This window comes from Pseudomonas sp. DG56-2 (genome assembly GCF_004803755.1).
Classification (GTDB): domain Bacteria; phylum Pseudomonadota; class Gammaproteobacteria; order Pseudomonadales; family Pseudomonadaceae; genus Aquipseudomonas; species Aquipseudomonas auratipiscis.
Map to the genome: position 1 here is coordinate 356936 of NZ_CP032311.1, position 15886 is coordinate 372821.

Genomic DNA, 15886 nt, shown 5'->3' on the forward strand with positions numbered 1-15886 from the left:
GGACAGGGTCAGCTATGAACACCAAGGTCATCAGTCTTGTTTCGATCGGTGCTCATCCCAGCTCAGGTCGCACCCGGCGTGCCGAACAGGATGCACGCGCAGTGGAGCTGGGTTTGCAGTTGGCTGGGGATAACTTGCAGGTTCTGCATGCAGGTAATCCACAGGAGCCGGCTCTACGGGCGTACCTGGGCATGGGGCTTGGGCAATTGGATGTGCTGGAGCAGCCCTGCGGGGCCGATGCCCTGGGCGTTCTCGGCGACTATCTGCGAGACGCTGGCGCGCAATTGGTCCTCACCGGAACTCAGGCGGAAACCGGCGAAGGCTCGGGTATGCTGCCTTTTCTGCTGGCAGAGCGTCTGGGATGGCCCTTGGTAGTTGGGCTTGCCGAGGTGGAATCTATCGACAATGGCGTAGCTCAGGTGCTGCAGGCGCTGCCGCGTGGGCAGCGACGTCGGCTGAAGGTGCGCTTGCCGTTGCTGGCGACTGTGGACAACGCCGCGCCCAAGCCGCGTCAGAGCGCCTTTGGCCCAGCCCGCCGAGGGGTATTGGCCGCGCGCCAGGTGGAGGTCGTCGAGGACGCATTATTCACAGATGCCGAGCTGCAACCGGCCAAACCCAGGCCCAAGCGCTTGAAAGTCATCAAAGCCAAAAGTGGTGCCGACCGGATGAAAGCGGCCACGGCCAAGGCCGGTGGCGGCGGTGGGCAAGTGCTCAAGGACGTTACGCCCCAGGCAGGTGCCGAAGCGATACTCAAGCTGCTGGTGGAAGAGGGGGTATTGCGCTGAGCAGTTGCTAACAAAGTCTGTTGGCTGATCTGTGGATAAAGTGTTTGTGTATGGCTGGAAGGCACGCATTGCGTGCCTTTCGGCCTTATGGTCAAAAAACAACCAGGCTAAGTAACGGATTTATCTGGGTTTTCTCTTAGCAACTGCAATGATATTGCCCACAATCGCTGTTGGCGGCTCTGTGGATAATATGTTTGCGTATGGCTGAGAGCCCCGTGGATCAAGGGCTGCACATTGTTGGCTAAAAAACATCCAATTACTGTGTTTGTTCCGTCGATGTCACGATAAATGGTGCGTGTGAGGTGTTATCCACAATCGTTTTTCGCTGCCACGCCGTTTGCACACAAAGTCTGTTGGCCTCTTTGTGGATAAGGTGTTGCCACTCCTCTACATGCCACGTATTTAAAGGACTGCATTGAATTGATCAAAATTTGATCGAAAAATTTCCTTGGAAAAAACAACCACTTGCGCACATTTGCTGTGGGCTGTCCTGTGGATAAAGTGTTTGCTGTATCGACGCGGCTAGTGGGGCCGGGGGATTGCGGGGATTGGTTGAAATTTGTACAGCATTGCGGGGCTAGCCCACTCCCACAGAAGCCAGGAGCAAGCACACCCCGCGATCAGGCGCTACTGAACGGCCACACCTTTAAGGTACGGCGCAGGCGCTGCTCCCAGGTTGCTCAGCATGCGCTCGCTGTACCAATCAACGAAGTTCACCACGCCAAATTCGTAGGTCTTGGAGTACGGTCCAGGTTGGTAGGCGGTGGAGTTGATGCCGCGCTGGTTCTCTTCGGCCAAGCGACGGTCCTGGTCGTTGGTGGCATCCCAGACTTCGCGCATGCGTGCCGGATCGTAGTCGACGCCTTCGACTGCGTCCTTGTGTACCAGCCATTTGGTGGTGACCATGGTTTCCTGCGCGCTGATCGGCCATACAGTGAAGACGATGATGTGATCGCCCATGCAGTGGTTCCAGGAGTGCGGCAGGTGCAGGATACGCATCGAGCCAAGGTCTGGGTTCTTGATCCGTCCCATGAGTTTCTGGCAACCCTGCTTGCCATCCAGGGTCATGGACACGGTGCCCTTGAGCAACGGCATGCGCACGATGCGGTTACGCAGGCCAAAGCTTGCGTGGGCGTAGGGAATCTTTTCGGCGTCCCAGGCCGCCGCTGAAGCGGCCACATGGTCCTTGAATGCCTGGTCGGCGCGCGGGTCGGTTACGTCATCCCACTCCAGCAAGGTTTTCAGTAGCTCCGGATGCGACCCACCGCAGTGATAGCACTCGCGGTTGTTCTCCAGCACCAGCTTCCAGTTGGCCTTTTCCATCAAGGTGGTTTGCACCGCCACCTTGGTGTTCTCCATGTCATAGGGCTCCATGTAATGGGTCAGGGTGGCAAGGAAGTCGTCGATGGCGGGTGGATTCTCAGCCAGGCTGATGAAGATGTAGCCCCCGGCGGTTTTCACGTTCACCGGTTTGAGTCCGTACTGCTTCATGTCGAAGTCGGCGCCCATCTCAGTGCCGGCGAACAGCAGGCGGCCGTCCAGCTCGTAGGTCCATTGATGATAGTGGCAGACCAGCTTGGCGACCTTGCCCTTGTCGCTGGTGCACAAGCGTGAGCCACGGTGGCGACAGACGTTATGGAAGGCGTGTACCTGGCCCTCTGCACCACGCACTACGAGGATGGGATTCTTGCCGATCTGCAGGGTGAGGAAGTTGCCCTTGGTCGGGATTTCGCAGGTCATCCCGGCGATCAACCATTCCTTCTGGAAGATCTCTTCCATATCGATCTGGAACAGGCGCTCGTCGCAATAGAACGGCTGCGGCAGCGAGAACGTACGCTCGCGGCTCTGCAGCATCTCGGCAGTCGCCTTGCGCGCAGGTTCCAGTGGATCGCCCAGACTCAAAGTTGCGGTGACGTCCATCGTGTAGGTCCTCGTGGCCAGTGCTGTGGCCGGTGAAAGTGGCTAATCGTTGTTATGGCGACGCAAGGCAATTACAGCAGGATCATTTGCGATGGAGTGTGCGTTCGAAGCGGGGGTGAACCATATCCATGGGCGACATGATCAGATCCGTTTCCGACGCCACAGCCCTTGTTACAGGGGGCTGGTCGCGATAAGCACGCAGATGTCGCGGATAGGAATGTGTCGAGCATGGCGCTTGAGCAGAATCGCAACCATGAGGCCGCAGTCGGCCGTGGAGATGAGCATGTCCAACACCTTCCTCAATCCGGTCAGCACCCAGACCTGGGCCAACGGCCGCCACATCGTGCGTTGCGTAAAGGTGATCCAGGAAACCTGGGATGTGCGCACTTTCTGTTTCATGGCCGACCAGCCGATCATGTTCTTCTTCAAGCCGGGGCAGTTCGTGACCCTGGAGCTGGAGATCGATGGCGAGCCGATCATGCGTTCGTACACCATTTCCAGCTCGCCTTCGGTGCCCTACAGCTTTTCCGTGACCATCAAGCGGGTGCCGGGGGGCAGGGTTTCCAACTGGCTGCACGACACCCTGCACGAGGGCCAGGAACTGGCGGTTCATGGTCCGGTGGGGTTGTTCAATGCCATCGACTTCCCGAGCCCCAAGGTGCTGTACCTGAGCGGTGGCGTCGGCATCACGCCGGTGATGTCCATGGCTCGCTGGTTCTACGACACCAACGGCAATGTGGATATGGTCTTTGTGCACAGCGCGCGCTCGCCCAAAGACATCATTTATCACCGCGAGCTTGAGCACATGGCGTCGCGGATCGACAACTTCAGCTTGCACATTATTTGCGAGAAGCATGGCCTGGGAGAGCCCTGGGCGGGCTATCGCGGTTATTTGAACCAGAAGCTGATGGAGTTGATTGCTCCGGACTATTTGGAGCGGGAGATTTTCTGCTGCGGGCCTACGCCCTATATGCATGCGGTCAAGCGCATGCTCGAAGGTAGCGGCTATGACATGAGCCGTTACCATGAGGAGTCTTTCGGGGCGACCCCGGCGGAGGTCAAGGCCGATGCGGTGGAGCTTGCCGAACAGGCTGCCGATGCCCCGGAGGTAGACAATGCCGACCTGCATCAGGTCGAGTTCACCGCCACTGGCAAGAGCATTCGCGTGGCGCCTGGCGAAACCGTGCACGCGGCGGCGGCCAAACTTGGCTTGATGATTCCCAAGGCCTGCGGCATGGGAATATGCGGCACCTGCAAGGTGCTCAAACTGGGCGGCGAGGTGGAGATGGAGCACAACGGCGGCATCACCGATGATGATGTCGCCGAAGGCTATATCCTTTCTTGCTGCAGCGTGCCCAAGGGCGACGTGCGTATCGAGTTCTGACTGGGGGCTTTTGCCCCGCGATGATCAGACGCTGAAGCGTGCCACCAGCCCGTTCAGGTCAACTGCCAGACGTGACAGCTCGGCGCTTGCCGCGCTGGTCTGGTGGGCGCCGGTGGCCGATTGCACCGACAGGTCGTTGATATTGACCAGGTTGCGGTCTACTTCGCGAGCCACCTGGGCCTGTTCCTCGGCAGCGCTGGCAATGACCAGGTTACGCTCGTTGATTTCGGCTACGGCGCCGGTGATGGTGTCCAGCGCCAGGCCTGCGCCGCGGGCAATGTTGAGCGTCGACTCGGCGCGCTCGGTGCTGTTGCGCATGGAGTTGACCGCTTGTTCGGTACCGCCCTGGATACTGCCGATCATGCGTTCGATTTCGCTGGTTGATTGCTGGGTGCGATGCGCCAGGGCGCGGACTTCATCAGCAACCACGGCAAATCCGCGACCGGCTTCGCCGGCCCTTGCCGCTTCGATGGCGGCATTGAGTGCCAACAGGTTGGTCTGGTCGGCCAGGCCACGAATTACGTCGAGCACCTTACCGATATCGCGAGACTCTTCCGCCAGGTTGCCGATCAGATCGGCAGTACCCTGGACATCGACACTCATGCGCTCGATGGCGCTGACAGTTTCCAGCACCAGGTCGCGGCCATCACCTGCCGAGCGCGTGGCTTCCTTGGATGCTTCCGAGGTGCTGACGGCATTGCGCGCCACTTCTTCGACGGCGCTGGTCATTTCGGTGACCGCCGTGGCGGCCTGTTCGATCTCGTTGTTCTGTTGTTGCAGGCCACGGGCGCTTTCGTCCGTAACACTGTTCAATTCTTCGGCAGCTGAAGCCAGTTGAGTGGCAGAACCGGCAATCAGCTGCAGTGTATCGCGCAGCTTGTCTTGCATCTTGGCCATGGCTCGCAGTAGGCGGGCGGCTTCATCATGGCCTTCGGTGTGGATGTTGCGGGTGAGATCGCCTTCGGCAATGCGTTCGGCGGCCTGCAGGGCATCATCGATAGGTTTGACGATACTGCGGGTCAGCAGCAAGGCGCAGCCCAGGGTCAGCACAGTGGCGACCAGCAGCAGGCTGATCACCAGGGTAACGGCGTTGGAATACTGTTCTGCAGCCGTCTGGTTGATCGTACGGGTTTGCTCGGTGTTGATGCTGACCAGTTGATCCATGACGCTGTTGATCTGCTCGGAACTGTTGAGCATGTCGCGGTTGATCAGGTTGCGCAGGGTTTCCAGGTCGTTGTTTTGCGAGGCCAGTTGCATGCGATTTTCCAACTCGCGGTACTGGCCGAGCAACTGCACATACTGGTTATAGGCGGCGCGCTCTTGAGCGCCATAGATGAGCGGTTCGTAGACCTTGCGGGCTTCGTCGATCTGCTGGTTGCGCTGGGCGATCAGATTGCGCGTGTTCTGCAACGTGTCGGCTTCGCGATTGAGTAGCAACCGATAGGACAGGGTGCGCAGGCGCAGAGTCAACTGGGTGAGCTGATCGACGTTGGTAATGCTGGGTACGGTGGAGTTCTCGATAATTTCGCCGGCCTGGCGAATCTTGCTCATTTGGTTCAGCGCAAACAGACCCAGCCCCAGCATCAGCGCGCCAATCAGGGCAAACCCCAGCAGCGCGCGCGGGGCAATATTCATGTTACGAAGGGACATAGTGGTCTTCCGGAGGGGGAAAATAGCGCGCACTTCATGCGACAGATTGAGGATTGCCTTGCCTATCGGTCAACATTTGGCAGACTTGAGGGGTGGATGATCAAACTGTGAGGCAGCAAGCAACTTTCCTGACAAGCGGACATCTGTAGCGGGAACCAGACTGCCTAAGCCAGGTCAATCTGCACCAGGCCGAAGCGTCTAACCCGATATCCCTGGCTAGCACGCGGACTTTTCTTTATCGTGTGCGCCCCCTGAAAAACCCGAGAAGGCAATCATGTTGGAAACTTCCCTCAGTCAATTGGAACAACTCGTCAGCGACCTGGTACAAAAGAATCAGGAATTGAGCGAACGCAACGAGCAGATCAACGCGCAACTGGCCCAGGCCAAGGATGAAAACGAGAGCCTGCAACTGGCGCTGATGGAACAGGAAGAAAAGCAGGGCTCTACTGCTGCACGCATCCAGGCTCTGGTTGAGCGCGCAAGCGCTGGTGCCGTCAACGCATGAGAACTTCAGCACAGCCGATCAATGTCGTGTCGATTCTCGGCAGCGATTATTCGATCAAGGCTCCCGAAGGCCAGGAGCAGGCCCTGGCGCAGGCCGTGCAGATGCTCAACGCCTCGCTGGCCGAAACCAAACGTAAATATCCGACGCTGATCGGTGACAAGCTGCTGGTTCTTGCAGCTCTCAACCTCTGCTCGCAGCAGATCGATCTGCAAGCGCAGCACCAGCAAGCCCTCGACCGTTACCAAGAGCAAGTCAGCGCCACGGTCGATGCCATTGCCCGGACCATCGGCGACAGCTGACAGGCCCCCGCAACTCCCATTTTCTCTTTTGCTCGCTCACTGCCCCGCTGGCAGTGAGCGGCATTGTTGTGGGTCAATGGAATTATTGTATTTCCACCTGTATACAATTGGCCTGGCTATTGCAGCACAAGGCTTATTTACCCGGGGGAAGATTCATGCAGTTTTGGCGGCGCAGCATTCAGTGGCAATTGATCGCAAGCATGGGCGCAGCCCTGTTGGTGAGCATTCTTATCGTGGTCGGAATCTACTCGGTGGCCGTCAATCGCCTGACCGAACGTTACCTGGTCGATACCGCCTTACCAGCGAGCATTGAGGCAATTCGTAACGACATCGAGCGCATGTTGAGCCGTCCGCTGACCGCTGCGGCCGACATTGCCAACAACACCCTGCTGCGCGACTGGCTGGCCGCAGGTGAAGACAGTGCCCAAGCGCCGCAATTCATTGAGTATCTCGAAGCCTTGCGCCAGAAAAACCAGGCGTTCACGGCATTGTTCGCAGGCACCGAAACCAATCACTACTACAACGAAAAAGGCCTGGACCGGACCCTGAGCCGCAGCAACCCGGCGGACAAATGGTTTTACGGTTTCATCGACAGCGGCAACCCGCGCCTGCTCAACATCGACACCGATGGCAGCACCGGTGAGTTGGCGCTTTTTATCGACTATCGGGTGGAGAAGGCCGGTAAGTTGGTGGGGATCGCCGGGCTTGGCCTGCGCATGACCGAGCTGTCGGAGCTGATCCACAACTTCAGCTTCGGTGAGCGTGGACGGGTGTTTCTCGTGCGCAGTGATGGTCTGATTCAAGTTCACCCGCAACAGGAGTTGAGCGGCAAGAAAAAACTCTCCGAGCAAATCGGCGAGTCCGCAGCCCAGGCTGTGCTGAGCAAGGGTGATGGTTTGCACAGTAGCCGTTTCGAGCGCGATGGCGAGGGCTTCTTGGCGTTGAGCCTGCCGCTTCGCGACTTGAACTGGACCCTGGTTGCCGAAGTACCAGAAGCGCAGATCTACGCTCCTGTACGTGAAACGGTCTGGTTGACCAGCCTGATTGGCGGCGCGGTGGCACTGGTATCGCTATTGCTGGTGGTGTTGTTGGCCCGTGGCATTGTCCGGCCGATTCGTCGGGTAACTGGCGCCCTGTTGGCGATTGGTAATGGGGGCGGTGATCTGAGCCAGCGCCTGGATGAATCGCGCGCCGATGAACTGGGCGATCTGGCCCGTGGATTCAATCGCTTTATTGATAGCCAGCGGACCTTGATTGGCGAAGTGCTGCGCACCAGCGAGCGTTTGCACAGGGCTGTTGCACAAGTGACCCAGGTGGTGGACAACACTGCCGAACGTTCCGGACGTCAGCAGGAAATGACCGAGATGGTCGCCACGGCGGTGCATGAAATGGGCCTTACCGTACAGGACATTGCCCAGAATGCTGGCAATGCCGCGCAGGCATCGGAAACAGCCCGCACAGAAGCGCTCGAGGCGCGTGAAGTGGTCCGGCGCTCGATTGCCCATATAGAGGGCATGTCGGGTGAGATTGGCCAGGCCGCCCACGCCGTGGGTGAATTGGCCAATGAAGTGGCATCGATTGACGAAGTATTGGCAGTGATTCGCAGTATTTCCGAGCAAACCAACCTGCTGGCGCTCAATGCAGCCATTGAAGCTGCACGGGCAGGTGAGATGGGCCGCGGCTTTGCCGTGGTTGCCGACGAGGTGCGCACATTGGCCCGGCGTACCCAGGTGTCTACCGATGAAGTGCAGCAGATGATCCTGCGTCTGAAGCACGGCGCCGGTAGCGCTGTGGCGTCGATGCAGGCTGGGCAGGTGGCAACGGGCACCGGGGTGCAATCCAGCCAGCAGACCGGCGCTTCACTGAGCACCATTACCGATAAGGTCGAACACATCAGCGATATGAACCATCAAGTGGCGACGGCAACTGAAGAGCAGTCGGCGGTGACTGAAGAGATCAATCGTACTGTTCAGGGGATATCCGATCTGGCGCGGCAAACAGCGTCGGAAGTGCAGGGGTGTCGAGAGGAATGCCAGGCACTGCGCGGCTTGGCGGATGACCTGGCGCGGCAGATGGGCGGCTTCAGGTTGTAGATCGATTCGTGGGGCAAGCTGGCTCGTGCAACTGCGACGACTCGGCTTGCCCCACGATATGGCTGTCAGGCACTCATCACTTGACGGATGTCCGCTGCCAGCTCCCGCACCCGCGCCTCTTCGGTGTCCCACGAGCACATGAACCGTGCGCCACCGCTGCCGATGAAGGTGTAGAAGCGCCAGCCCTTGTTGCGCAAGGCTTCCAAAGCAGGTTCGGACATCTGCAGGAACACCCCGTTGGCTTCGACCGGGAACATCAGCTCCACACCCGGCACGTCGCTCACCAATTGGCTGAGCAACTGTGCGCAGCGGTTGGCGTGGGCGCCGTATTTGAGCCAGGCGTCACCTTCGAGCAGGCCCACCCAAGGGGCAGACAGAAAACGCATTTTCGAAGCCAACTGACCGGCCTGCTTGCAGCGGTAGTCGAAATCCTCAGCCAGATCGCGATTGAAGAACAAGATCGCTTCACCCACGGCCATGCCGTTTTTGGTGCCACCAAAGCACAGTACATCGACGCCGGCTTTCCAGGTCAGCTCGGCTGGCGAGCAGCCAAGGTAAGCGCAGGCGTTGCTGAAGCGGGCGCCGTCCATGTGCAGGTTCAGTCCCAGCTCTTTGCAGGTGGCACTGATTGCCTTGAGTTCGTCCGGGCGGTAGACGCTGCCCACCTCGGTGGCTTGGGTAATGGTGACCACGCGTGGCTTGGGGTAGTGGATGTCCTGGCGTTTCAGCGCGACTTCACGAATCGATTCGGGGGTCAGCTTGCCGGCCACGCTGCGGGCAGTCAGCAGTTTTGAGCCGTTGGAGAAGAACTCCGGAGCGCCGCATTCGTCGGTTTCGACGTGGGCGGTTTCCGAGCAGATTACGCTGTGATAGCTCTGGCACAAGGACGACAGCGCCAGCGAGTTGGCCGCGGTGCCGTTGAAGGCGAAAAACACTTCGCAGTCGGTTTCGAACAGTTTGCGAAAGTACTCGGCGGCACGGGCAGTCCATTGGTCGTCGCCGTAGGAACGGTCGTGACCCTGGTTGGCTTTTTCCATCGCGGCCCAGGCTTCCGGGCAGATACCTGAGTAGTTGTCGCTGGCGAATTGCTGGCTTTGATCTGTCATGACACTGTCCTGTGAACGACGCAGATCAGCACTCTAAACCAAGAAATGTGGCGTCGCCTATACAAAGCATCGGGGGGAAGCCTGCTCCTGGCTAGCGCGGTTGGAGCGGGCTTGTCCTGCGATGAGGCTGCATGTCGTAAACGCACCACTGCAAGGCGTGCGTAGGCATCTAGGCTGTCTGCGTCGGTCATACCATCGCTGAAAAGGGCAATTGCCCCATAAGAACCGATGCCGCTGCCGGGAGAGACGCAATGTTCAGCAAGCAAGACCAGATCCAGGGTTACGACGATGCACTGCTGGCGGCGATCAATGCCGAAGAGCAACGCCAGGAAGATCACATTGAACTGATCGCCTCGGAGAACTACACCAGCAAGCGCGTCATGCAGGCCCAAGGCAGCGGCCTGACCAACAAATACGCTGAAGGCTATCCGGGCAAGCGCTACTACGGCGGTTGCGAGCATGTGGATAAAGTCGAGCAACTGGCTATCGATCGCGCCAAGCAATTGTTCGGCGCCGACTATGCCAACGTCCAGCCGCATTCAGGCTCTTCGGCCAACAGCGCCGTGTACCTGGCCCTGCTGCAAGCGGGTGACACTATTCTGGGCATGAGCCTGGCGCATGGCGGTCACTTGACGCACGGTGCCAAGGTGTCGTCTTCGGGCAAGTTGTACAACGCCGTGCAGTACGGCATCGATACCGACACAGGGTTGATCGACTACGATGAAGTCGAACGTCTGGCTGTGGAAAGCCAGCCGAAGATGATCGTTGCCGGTTTCTCGGCTTACTCGAAAACTCTCGATTTTCCACGTTTTCGTCAGATCGCTGACAAGGTCGGGGCCTACCTGTTCGTCGACATGGCGCACGTTGCCGGCCTGGTTGCCGCGGGCCTCTATCCAAACCCGCTGCCATATGCCGACGTGGTCACTACTACGACGCATAAAACCCTGCGTGGTCCGCGTGGCGGCCTGATCCTGGCGCGCAGCAACGAGGAAATCGAGAAGAAGCTCAATGCAGCCGTATTCCCTGGCGCACAAGGTGGCCCGCTGATGCATGTGATCGCGGCCAAGGCGGTGTGCTTCAAGGAAGCTCTGGAACCTGGCTTCAAGGCCTATCAGCAGCAGGTCATCGACAATGCCCAGGCCATGGCCAAGGTGTTCATCGATCGCGGTTTCGATGTGGTTTCCGGCGGCACCGACAACCACTTGTTCCTGGTTAGCCTGATTCTCCAGGGCCTGACCGGCAAGGATGCCGACGCTGCCCTGGGCCGCGCGCACATCACCGTCAACAAGAACGCCGTCCCGAATGACCCGCAGTCACCGTTCGTCACTTCTGGCCTGCGGATCGGCACCCCGGCCGTCACCAGCCGTGGCTTCAAGGTGGCCCAGTGTGAAGAGCTGGCAGGCTGGATCTGCGACATTCTCGATAACCTCGGTGATGCCGATGTCGAGGCCGATGTTGCGAAGAACGTGTCGGCACTGTGTGCAGATTTTCCGGTTTATCGCTGAGTGGTCCAGGAGTGAAAACTATGCAACGTTACTCGGGCTTCGGCCTCTTCAAACACTCGCTCAGCCATCACGAAAACTGGCAGCGCATGTGGCGCACGCCGACCCCGAAAAAGGTCTACGACGTGGTCATCGTCGGCGGTGGCGGGCATGGCCTGGCCACTGCCTACTACCTGGCCAAGCAACACGGCATCACCAACGTTGCAGTGGTCGAGAAGGGCTGGCTGGGCGGTGGCAACACTGCACGCAACACCACCATCGTGCGCTCCAACTATTTGTGGGATGAGTCGGCGCACCTTTATGAACACGCCATGAAGCTTTGGGAAGGCTTGTCTCAGGACATCAACTACAACGTGATGTTCTCCCAGCGCGGGGTCTACAACCTGTGCCACACCCTGCAGGACATGCGTGATTCGGAACGTCGGGTCAGTGCCAACCGCCTCAACGGTGTCGATGGCGAACTGCTCAATGCCCAGCAGGTCGCCGACGAGATTCCTTACCTGGACTGCTCGAAGAACACCCGCTACCCCATCATCGGTGCCACCGTGCAGCGGCGCGGTGGCGTCGCCCGTCATGACGCCGTGGCCTGGGGCTTTGCCCGCGCCGCCGACGCCTTGGGCGTTGACCTGATCCAGCAGACCGAAGTGATCGGTTTTCGCAAGGAAAACGGCGTGGTCATCGGGGTCGAGACCAACAAGGGCTTCATCGGCGCCAAGCGCGTCGGTGTGGTCACCGCAGGTAACTCCGGGCACATGGCCAAGCTTGCCGGCTTCCGTCTGCCGATCGAATCGCATCCGCTGCAGGCACTGGTGTCCGAGCCGCTCAAGCCGATCATCGACAGTGTGATCATGTCCAACGCCGTGCATGGCTACATCAGCCAATCCGACAAGGGTGATCTGGTCATCGGTGCCGGTATCGATGGATGGGTCGGCTACGGTCAGCGCGGTTCCTACCCGGTAATCGAGCACACCTTGCAAGCCATCGTCGAAATGTTCCCGATTCTTTCGCGGGTGCGCATGAACCGCCAGTGGGGCGGCATCGTCGACACCACGCCGGACGCTTGCCCGATCATCTCCAAGACCCCAGTCAAGAACATGTTCTTCAACTGTGGCTGGGGCACCGGTGGCTTCAAGGCCACGCCGGGTTCGGGCAACGTCTTTGCCGCCAGTCTGGCCAAGGGCGAAATGCACCCGCTGGCCAAACCTTTTTCCATCGACCGTTTCCACAACGGCGCACTGATCGACGAACACGGCGCTGCCGCTGTCGCCCACTAACAGGAGAAGTCCCCATGTTGCATATCTTCTGTCCCCACTGCGGCGAGCTGCGCTCCGAGGAAGAGTTCCACGCTGCAGGCCAGGCGCATATTCCGCGGCCGCTGGACCCTAACGCCTGCTCCGACGAGGAGTGGGGCGATTACATGTTCTTTCGCGACAACCCCCGCGGCCTGCATCACGAGCTGTGGATACACGCTGCCGGATGCCGCCAGTACTTCAATGCCACCCGTGACACGGTGACCTACGAAATTCTGGAAACCTATCCGATCGGCGCCAAGCCGCAAGTGACCGGCAAAAGCACCAGCCCGCAGTTGGCAGTCAGTGGTCAGGGAGAAAAGGTATGAGCCAGGTCTATCGCCTGTCCAGCGGCGGTCGTATTGATCGCAGCAAAGTGTTGAACTTCACTTTCAACGGCCAGACCTATCAGGGCTACGTTGGTGACACCCTGGCTGCAGCATTGCTGGCCAACGGCGTGGATATTGTCGGGCGCAGTTTCAAGTACTCGCGTCCTCGCGGGATTATTGCCGCAGGCTCCGAAGAGCCAAACGCGATCCTGCAGATCGGTGCGACCGAAGCCACCCAGGTACCAAACGTGCGTGCCACTCAGCAGGCGCTGTATGCGGGCCTGGTGGCCACCAGCACCAACGGCTGGCCGAGCGTGAACACCGACATGATGGGGATTCTCGGCAAGGTAGGCGGCAAGTTGATGCCACCGGGTTTTTACTACAAGACCTTCATGTATCCGCAGTCATTCTGGATGACTTACGAGAAGTACATCCGCAAGGCAGCGGGCCTTGGTCGCGCGCCCCTGGAAAACGATCCGGACAGTTACGACTACATGAGTCAGCACTGCGATGTACTGATCGTTGGCGCAGGTCCCGCCGGTCTGGCGGCGGCGTTGGCAGCGGGCCGTAGCGGCGCGCGGGTGATTCTTGCCGATGAACAGGAAGAGTTCGGCGGCAGCCTGCTCGACAGCCGTGAGAGCCTTGATGGCAAGCCCGCAGTTGAATGGGTTGCTGCTGTTGTAGCCGAACTCAAAGGCATGCGTGAAGTCACCCTGTTACCTCGGGCGACGGTCAATGGCTATCACGACCACAACTTCCTCACCATTCACGAGCGCCTGACCGACCACCTCGGCGACCGGGCGCCGATAGGTAGCGTACGCCAGCGTATGCATCGGGTGCGGGCCAAGCGTGTGGTTCTGGCAACCGGCGCTCATGAACGTCCGCTGGTGTATGGCAACAACGATGTGCCGGGCAATATGCTTGCCGGTGCGGTCTCTACCTATGTGCGTCGTTATGGTGTCGCGCCGGGCCGTAACATGGTGCTGTCGACCAATAACGACCACGCCTACCGTGTGGCCCTGGACTGGCACGACGCGGGCCTGAAAGTGGTCGCCATCGCCGACGCCCGCCACAACCCTCGTGGATCGCTGGTGGAAGAGGCGCGGGCCAAGGGCATTCGGATTCTCACCTCCAGTGCGGTCATCGAGTCCCGCGGCAGCAAGCACGTAACCGCTGCGCGCGTGGCCGCGATTGACGTCAATGCACATAAAGTCACCAGCCCGGGCGAATGGCTGGACTGCGATCTGGTGGCCACCTCCGGCGGCTACAGCCCGGTGGTGCATCTGGCTTCGCACTTGGGCGGCAAGCCGACCTGGCGTGAAGACATTCTTGGCTTCGTGCCCGGTGATGCACCGCAAAAACGCGTGTGTGTCGGTGGCATCAATGGCGTTTTCGCCTTGGGCGATTCGCTGGCTGATGGCTACGAAGGTGGCGTGCGCGCTGCAAGTGAAGCGGGGTTCAAGGCTGTGTCGGGGACGCTTCCAAAAGTCTTGGCGCGTCAGGAAGAAGCGACGATCGCGCTGTTTCAGGTACCCCACGACAAGAACACTGCGCGGGCGCCGAAGCAATTCGTCGACCAGCAGAACGACGTGACCGCTGCGGCTATCGAACTGGCCACGCGGGAGGGCTTCGAGTCGGTCGAGCACGTTAAACGCTATACCGCGCTGGGCTTTGGTACCGACCAGGGCAAGCTGGGCAATATCAATGGCCTGGCCATTGCTGCCCGCTCCATGGGCATTACCATTGCGCAGATGGGCACCACCATGTTCCGTCCCAACTACACGCCGGTCACCTTCGGCGCCGTGGCAGGGCGGCATTGCGGGCATCTTTTCGAACCGGTGCGTTTCACCGCACTGCATGCCTGGCACCTGAGAAACGGTGCCGAGTTCGAAGACGTTGGGCAGTGGAAGCGGCCATGGTACTTCCCGCGCAATGGCGAAGACATTCATGCCGCGGTTGCTCGTGAATGCAAGGCCGTGCGCGACAGCGTCGGCCTGCTCGACGCCTCGACCCTGGGCAAGATCGACATCCAGGGCCCGGACGCACGCGAGTTCCTCAACCGTATCTACACCAACGCCTGGACCAAGCTGGATGTGGGCAAGGCCCGTTATGGCCTGATGTGCAAGGAAGACGGCATGGTCTTCGACGATGGCGTGACCGCCTGTGTCGGCGAAAACCATTTCATCATGACCACCACCACGGGCGGCGCGGCGCGTGTACTGCAGTGGCTGGAAATTTATCAGCAAACCGAATGGCCTGACTTGAAGGTGTACTTCACCTCGGTCACCGACCACTGGGCGACCCTGACCCTGTCTGGGCCAAACAGCCGCAAACTGCTGAGTGAAGTCAGCGACATCGACCTGGACAAGGACGCTTTCCCGTTCATGACCTGGAAAGAAGGTCTGGTCGCTGGCGTACCGGCGCGGGTATTCCGTATTTCCTTCACCGGGGAGCTTTCGTACGAGGTCAACATCCAGGCCAACTACGCTATGGGCGTGCTGGAGAAAATCGCCGAGGCTGGCAAGCAGTACAACCTCACCCCTTATGGCACCGAGACCATGCACGTCCTGAGGGCCGAGAAGGGTTTCATCATCGTCGGCCAGGACACCGATGGCTCGATGACGCCGGATGACTTGAACATGGGCTGGTGTGTAGGCCGGACCAAGCCGTTCTCATGGATCGGCTGGCGCGGTATGAACCGTGAGGATTGCGTGCGGGAAAATCGTAAACAGTTGGTCGGCCTCAAGCCTGTGGACCCGACCAAATGGCTGCCTGAAGGTGCGCAGTTGGTCTTCGATCCGAAGCAACCGATTCCGATGGACATGGTCGGTCACGTCACCTCCAGCTACGCCAGTAACTCCCTGGGCTATTCCTTCGCCATGGGCGTGGTCAAAGGCGGGCTCAAACGTATCGGCGAACGCGTCTACTCGCCGCAGGCGGATGGCAGCGTAATCGAGGCAGAGATCTGCTCCTCGGTGTTCTTCGATCCAAAGGGTGAGCGGCAGAACATCTAGGAGCAGCACT

Annotated in this window: 12 protein-coding genes and 2 pseudogenes; 10 read left to right on the forward strand and 4 right to left on the reverse strand. The window is 59.5% G+C overall.

Going from position 1 to position 15886, the window contains the following annotated elements:
- Positions 1-14: 14 nt before the first annotated feature.
- Positions 15-785, forward strand: a complete 771-nt coding sequence (locus tag D3Z90_RS01645; RefSeq protein WP_136474123.1) for an electron transfer flavoprotein subunit beta — start codon at positions 15-17, stop codon at positions 783-785.
- A 627-nt stretch (positions 786-1412) separates the two neighbouring features.
- Here D3Z90_RS01645 and gbcA read toward each other — a convergent pair.
- Positions 1413-2705, reverse strand: a complete 1293-nt coding sequence (gene gbcA, locus D3Z90_RS01650) for a glycine-betaine demethylase subunit GbcA (protein WP_136474124.1) — start codon at positions 2703-2705, stop codon at positions 1413-1415.
- Positions 2706-2988: 283 nt separating this feature from the next.
- On the opposite strand from gbcA, the gene gbcB reads away from it, so the two are divergent.
- On the forward strand, positions 2989-4089 hold the full coding sequence (gene gbcB, locus D3Z90_RS01655; RefSeq protein WP_136474125.1) for a glycine-betaine demethylase subunit GbcB: 1101 nt from the start codon (positions 2989-2991) through the stop codon (positions 4087-4089).
- A gap of 24 nt (positions 4090-4113) precedes the next feature.
- Here the strand turns inward: gbcB and D3Z90_RS27255 are convergent, their stop codons facing one another.
- Positions 4114-4986 (reverse strand): methyl-accepting chemotaxis protein, encoded by an 873-nt coding sequence (locus D3Z90_RS27255; RefSeq protein WP_371922303.1) that lies wholly within the window; start codon positions 4984-4986, stop codon positions 4114-4116.
- A pseudogene (locus tag D3Z90_RS27260) lies at positions 4969-5739 on the reverse strand (MCP four helix bundle domain-containing protein); the annotation flags it as partial. The pseudogene D3Z90_RS27260 and the gene D3Z90_RS27255, both read right to left, overlap by 18 nt.
- Positions 5740-6013: 274 nt before the next feature.
- On the opposite strand from D3Z90_RS27260, the gene D3Z90_RS01665 reads away from it, so the two are divergent.
- The 4 genes and pseudogenes from D3Z90_RS01665 (at position 6014) to D3Z90_RS27270 (ending at position 8636) form a co-directional block, all read left to right on the forward strand.
- Positions 6014-6244: a hypothetical protein gene (locus D3Z90_RS01665; protein ID WP_136474127.1), complete on the forward strand. Its 231-nt coding sequence runs from the start codon at positions 6014-6016 to the stop codon at positions 6242-6244.
- Positions 6241-6543 (forward strand): cell division protein ZapA, encoded by a 303-nt coding sequence (locus D3Z90_RS01670; protein ID WP_136474128.1) that lies wholly within the window; start codon positions 6241-6243, stop codon positions 6541-6543. The genes D3Z90_RS01665 and D3Z90_RS01670 overlap by 4 nt, the downstream gene beginning before the upstream one ends.
- Positions 6544-6743: 200 nt before the next feature.
- Positions 6744-7772: pseudogene (locus D3Z90_RS27265) on the forward strand (cache domain-containing protein); the annotation flags it as partial.
- Positions 7773-7907: 135 nt separating this feature from the next.
- Positions 7908-8636: a methyl-accepting chemotaxis protein gene (locus D3Z90_RS27270; RefSeq protein WP_371922304.1), complete on the forward strand. Its 729-nt coding sequence runs from the start codon at positions 7908-7910 to the stop codon at positions 8634-8636.
- Positions 8637-8701: 65 nt separating this feature from the next.
- Here D3Z90_RS27270 and D3Z90_RS01680 read toward each other — a convergent pair whose 3' ends face one another.
- A complete protein-coding gene (locus D3Z90_RS01680) occupies positions 8702-9742 on the reverse strand; it encodes a low specificity L-threonine aldolase (RefSeq protein WP_136474130.1) in 1041 nt (346 codons plus the stop codon).
- Positions 9743-9993: 251 nt separating this feature from the next.
- On the opposite strand from D3Z90_RS01680, the gene glyA reads away from it, so the two are divergent.
- Genes glyA through D3Z90_RS01700 form a run of 4 tightly spaced genes read left to right on the forward strand, consistent with a single transcriptional unit; the run spans position 9994 to position 15876 of the window.
- Complete coding sequence (glyA, locus tag D3Z90_RS01685; protein WP_136474131.1) at positions 9994-11247, forward strand: serine hydroxymethyltransferase; 1254 nt, start codon at positions 9994-9996, stop codon at positions 11245-11247.
- Between the two features lie 20 nt (positions 11248-11267).
- A complete protein-coding gene (locus tag D3Z90_RS01690) occupies positions 11268-12518 on the forward strand; it encodes a sarcosine oxidase subunit beta family protein (protein WP_136474132.1) in 1251 nt (416 codons plus the stop codon).
- A 14-nt stretch (positions 12519-12532) separates the two neighbouring features.
- Positions 12533-12862: a sarcosine oxidase subunit delta gene (locus D3Z90_RS01695; protein WP_136474133.1), complete on the forward strand. Its 330-nt coding sequence runs from the start codon at positions 12533-12535 to the stop codon at positions 12860-12862.
- The gene (locus tag D3Z90_RS01700) at positions 12859-15876 is read left to right on the forward strand and encodes a sarcosine oxidase subunit alpha (RefSeq protein ID WP_136474134.1); all 3018 of its coding nucleotides are present in this window, start codon (positions 12859-12861) and stop codon (positions 15874-15876) included. The genes D3Z90_RS01695 and D3Z90_RS01700 overlap by 4 nt, the downstream gene beginning before the upstream one ends.
- The last annotated feature ends 10 nt before the right edge of the window (positions 15877-15886 follow it).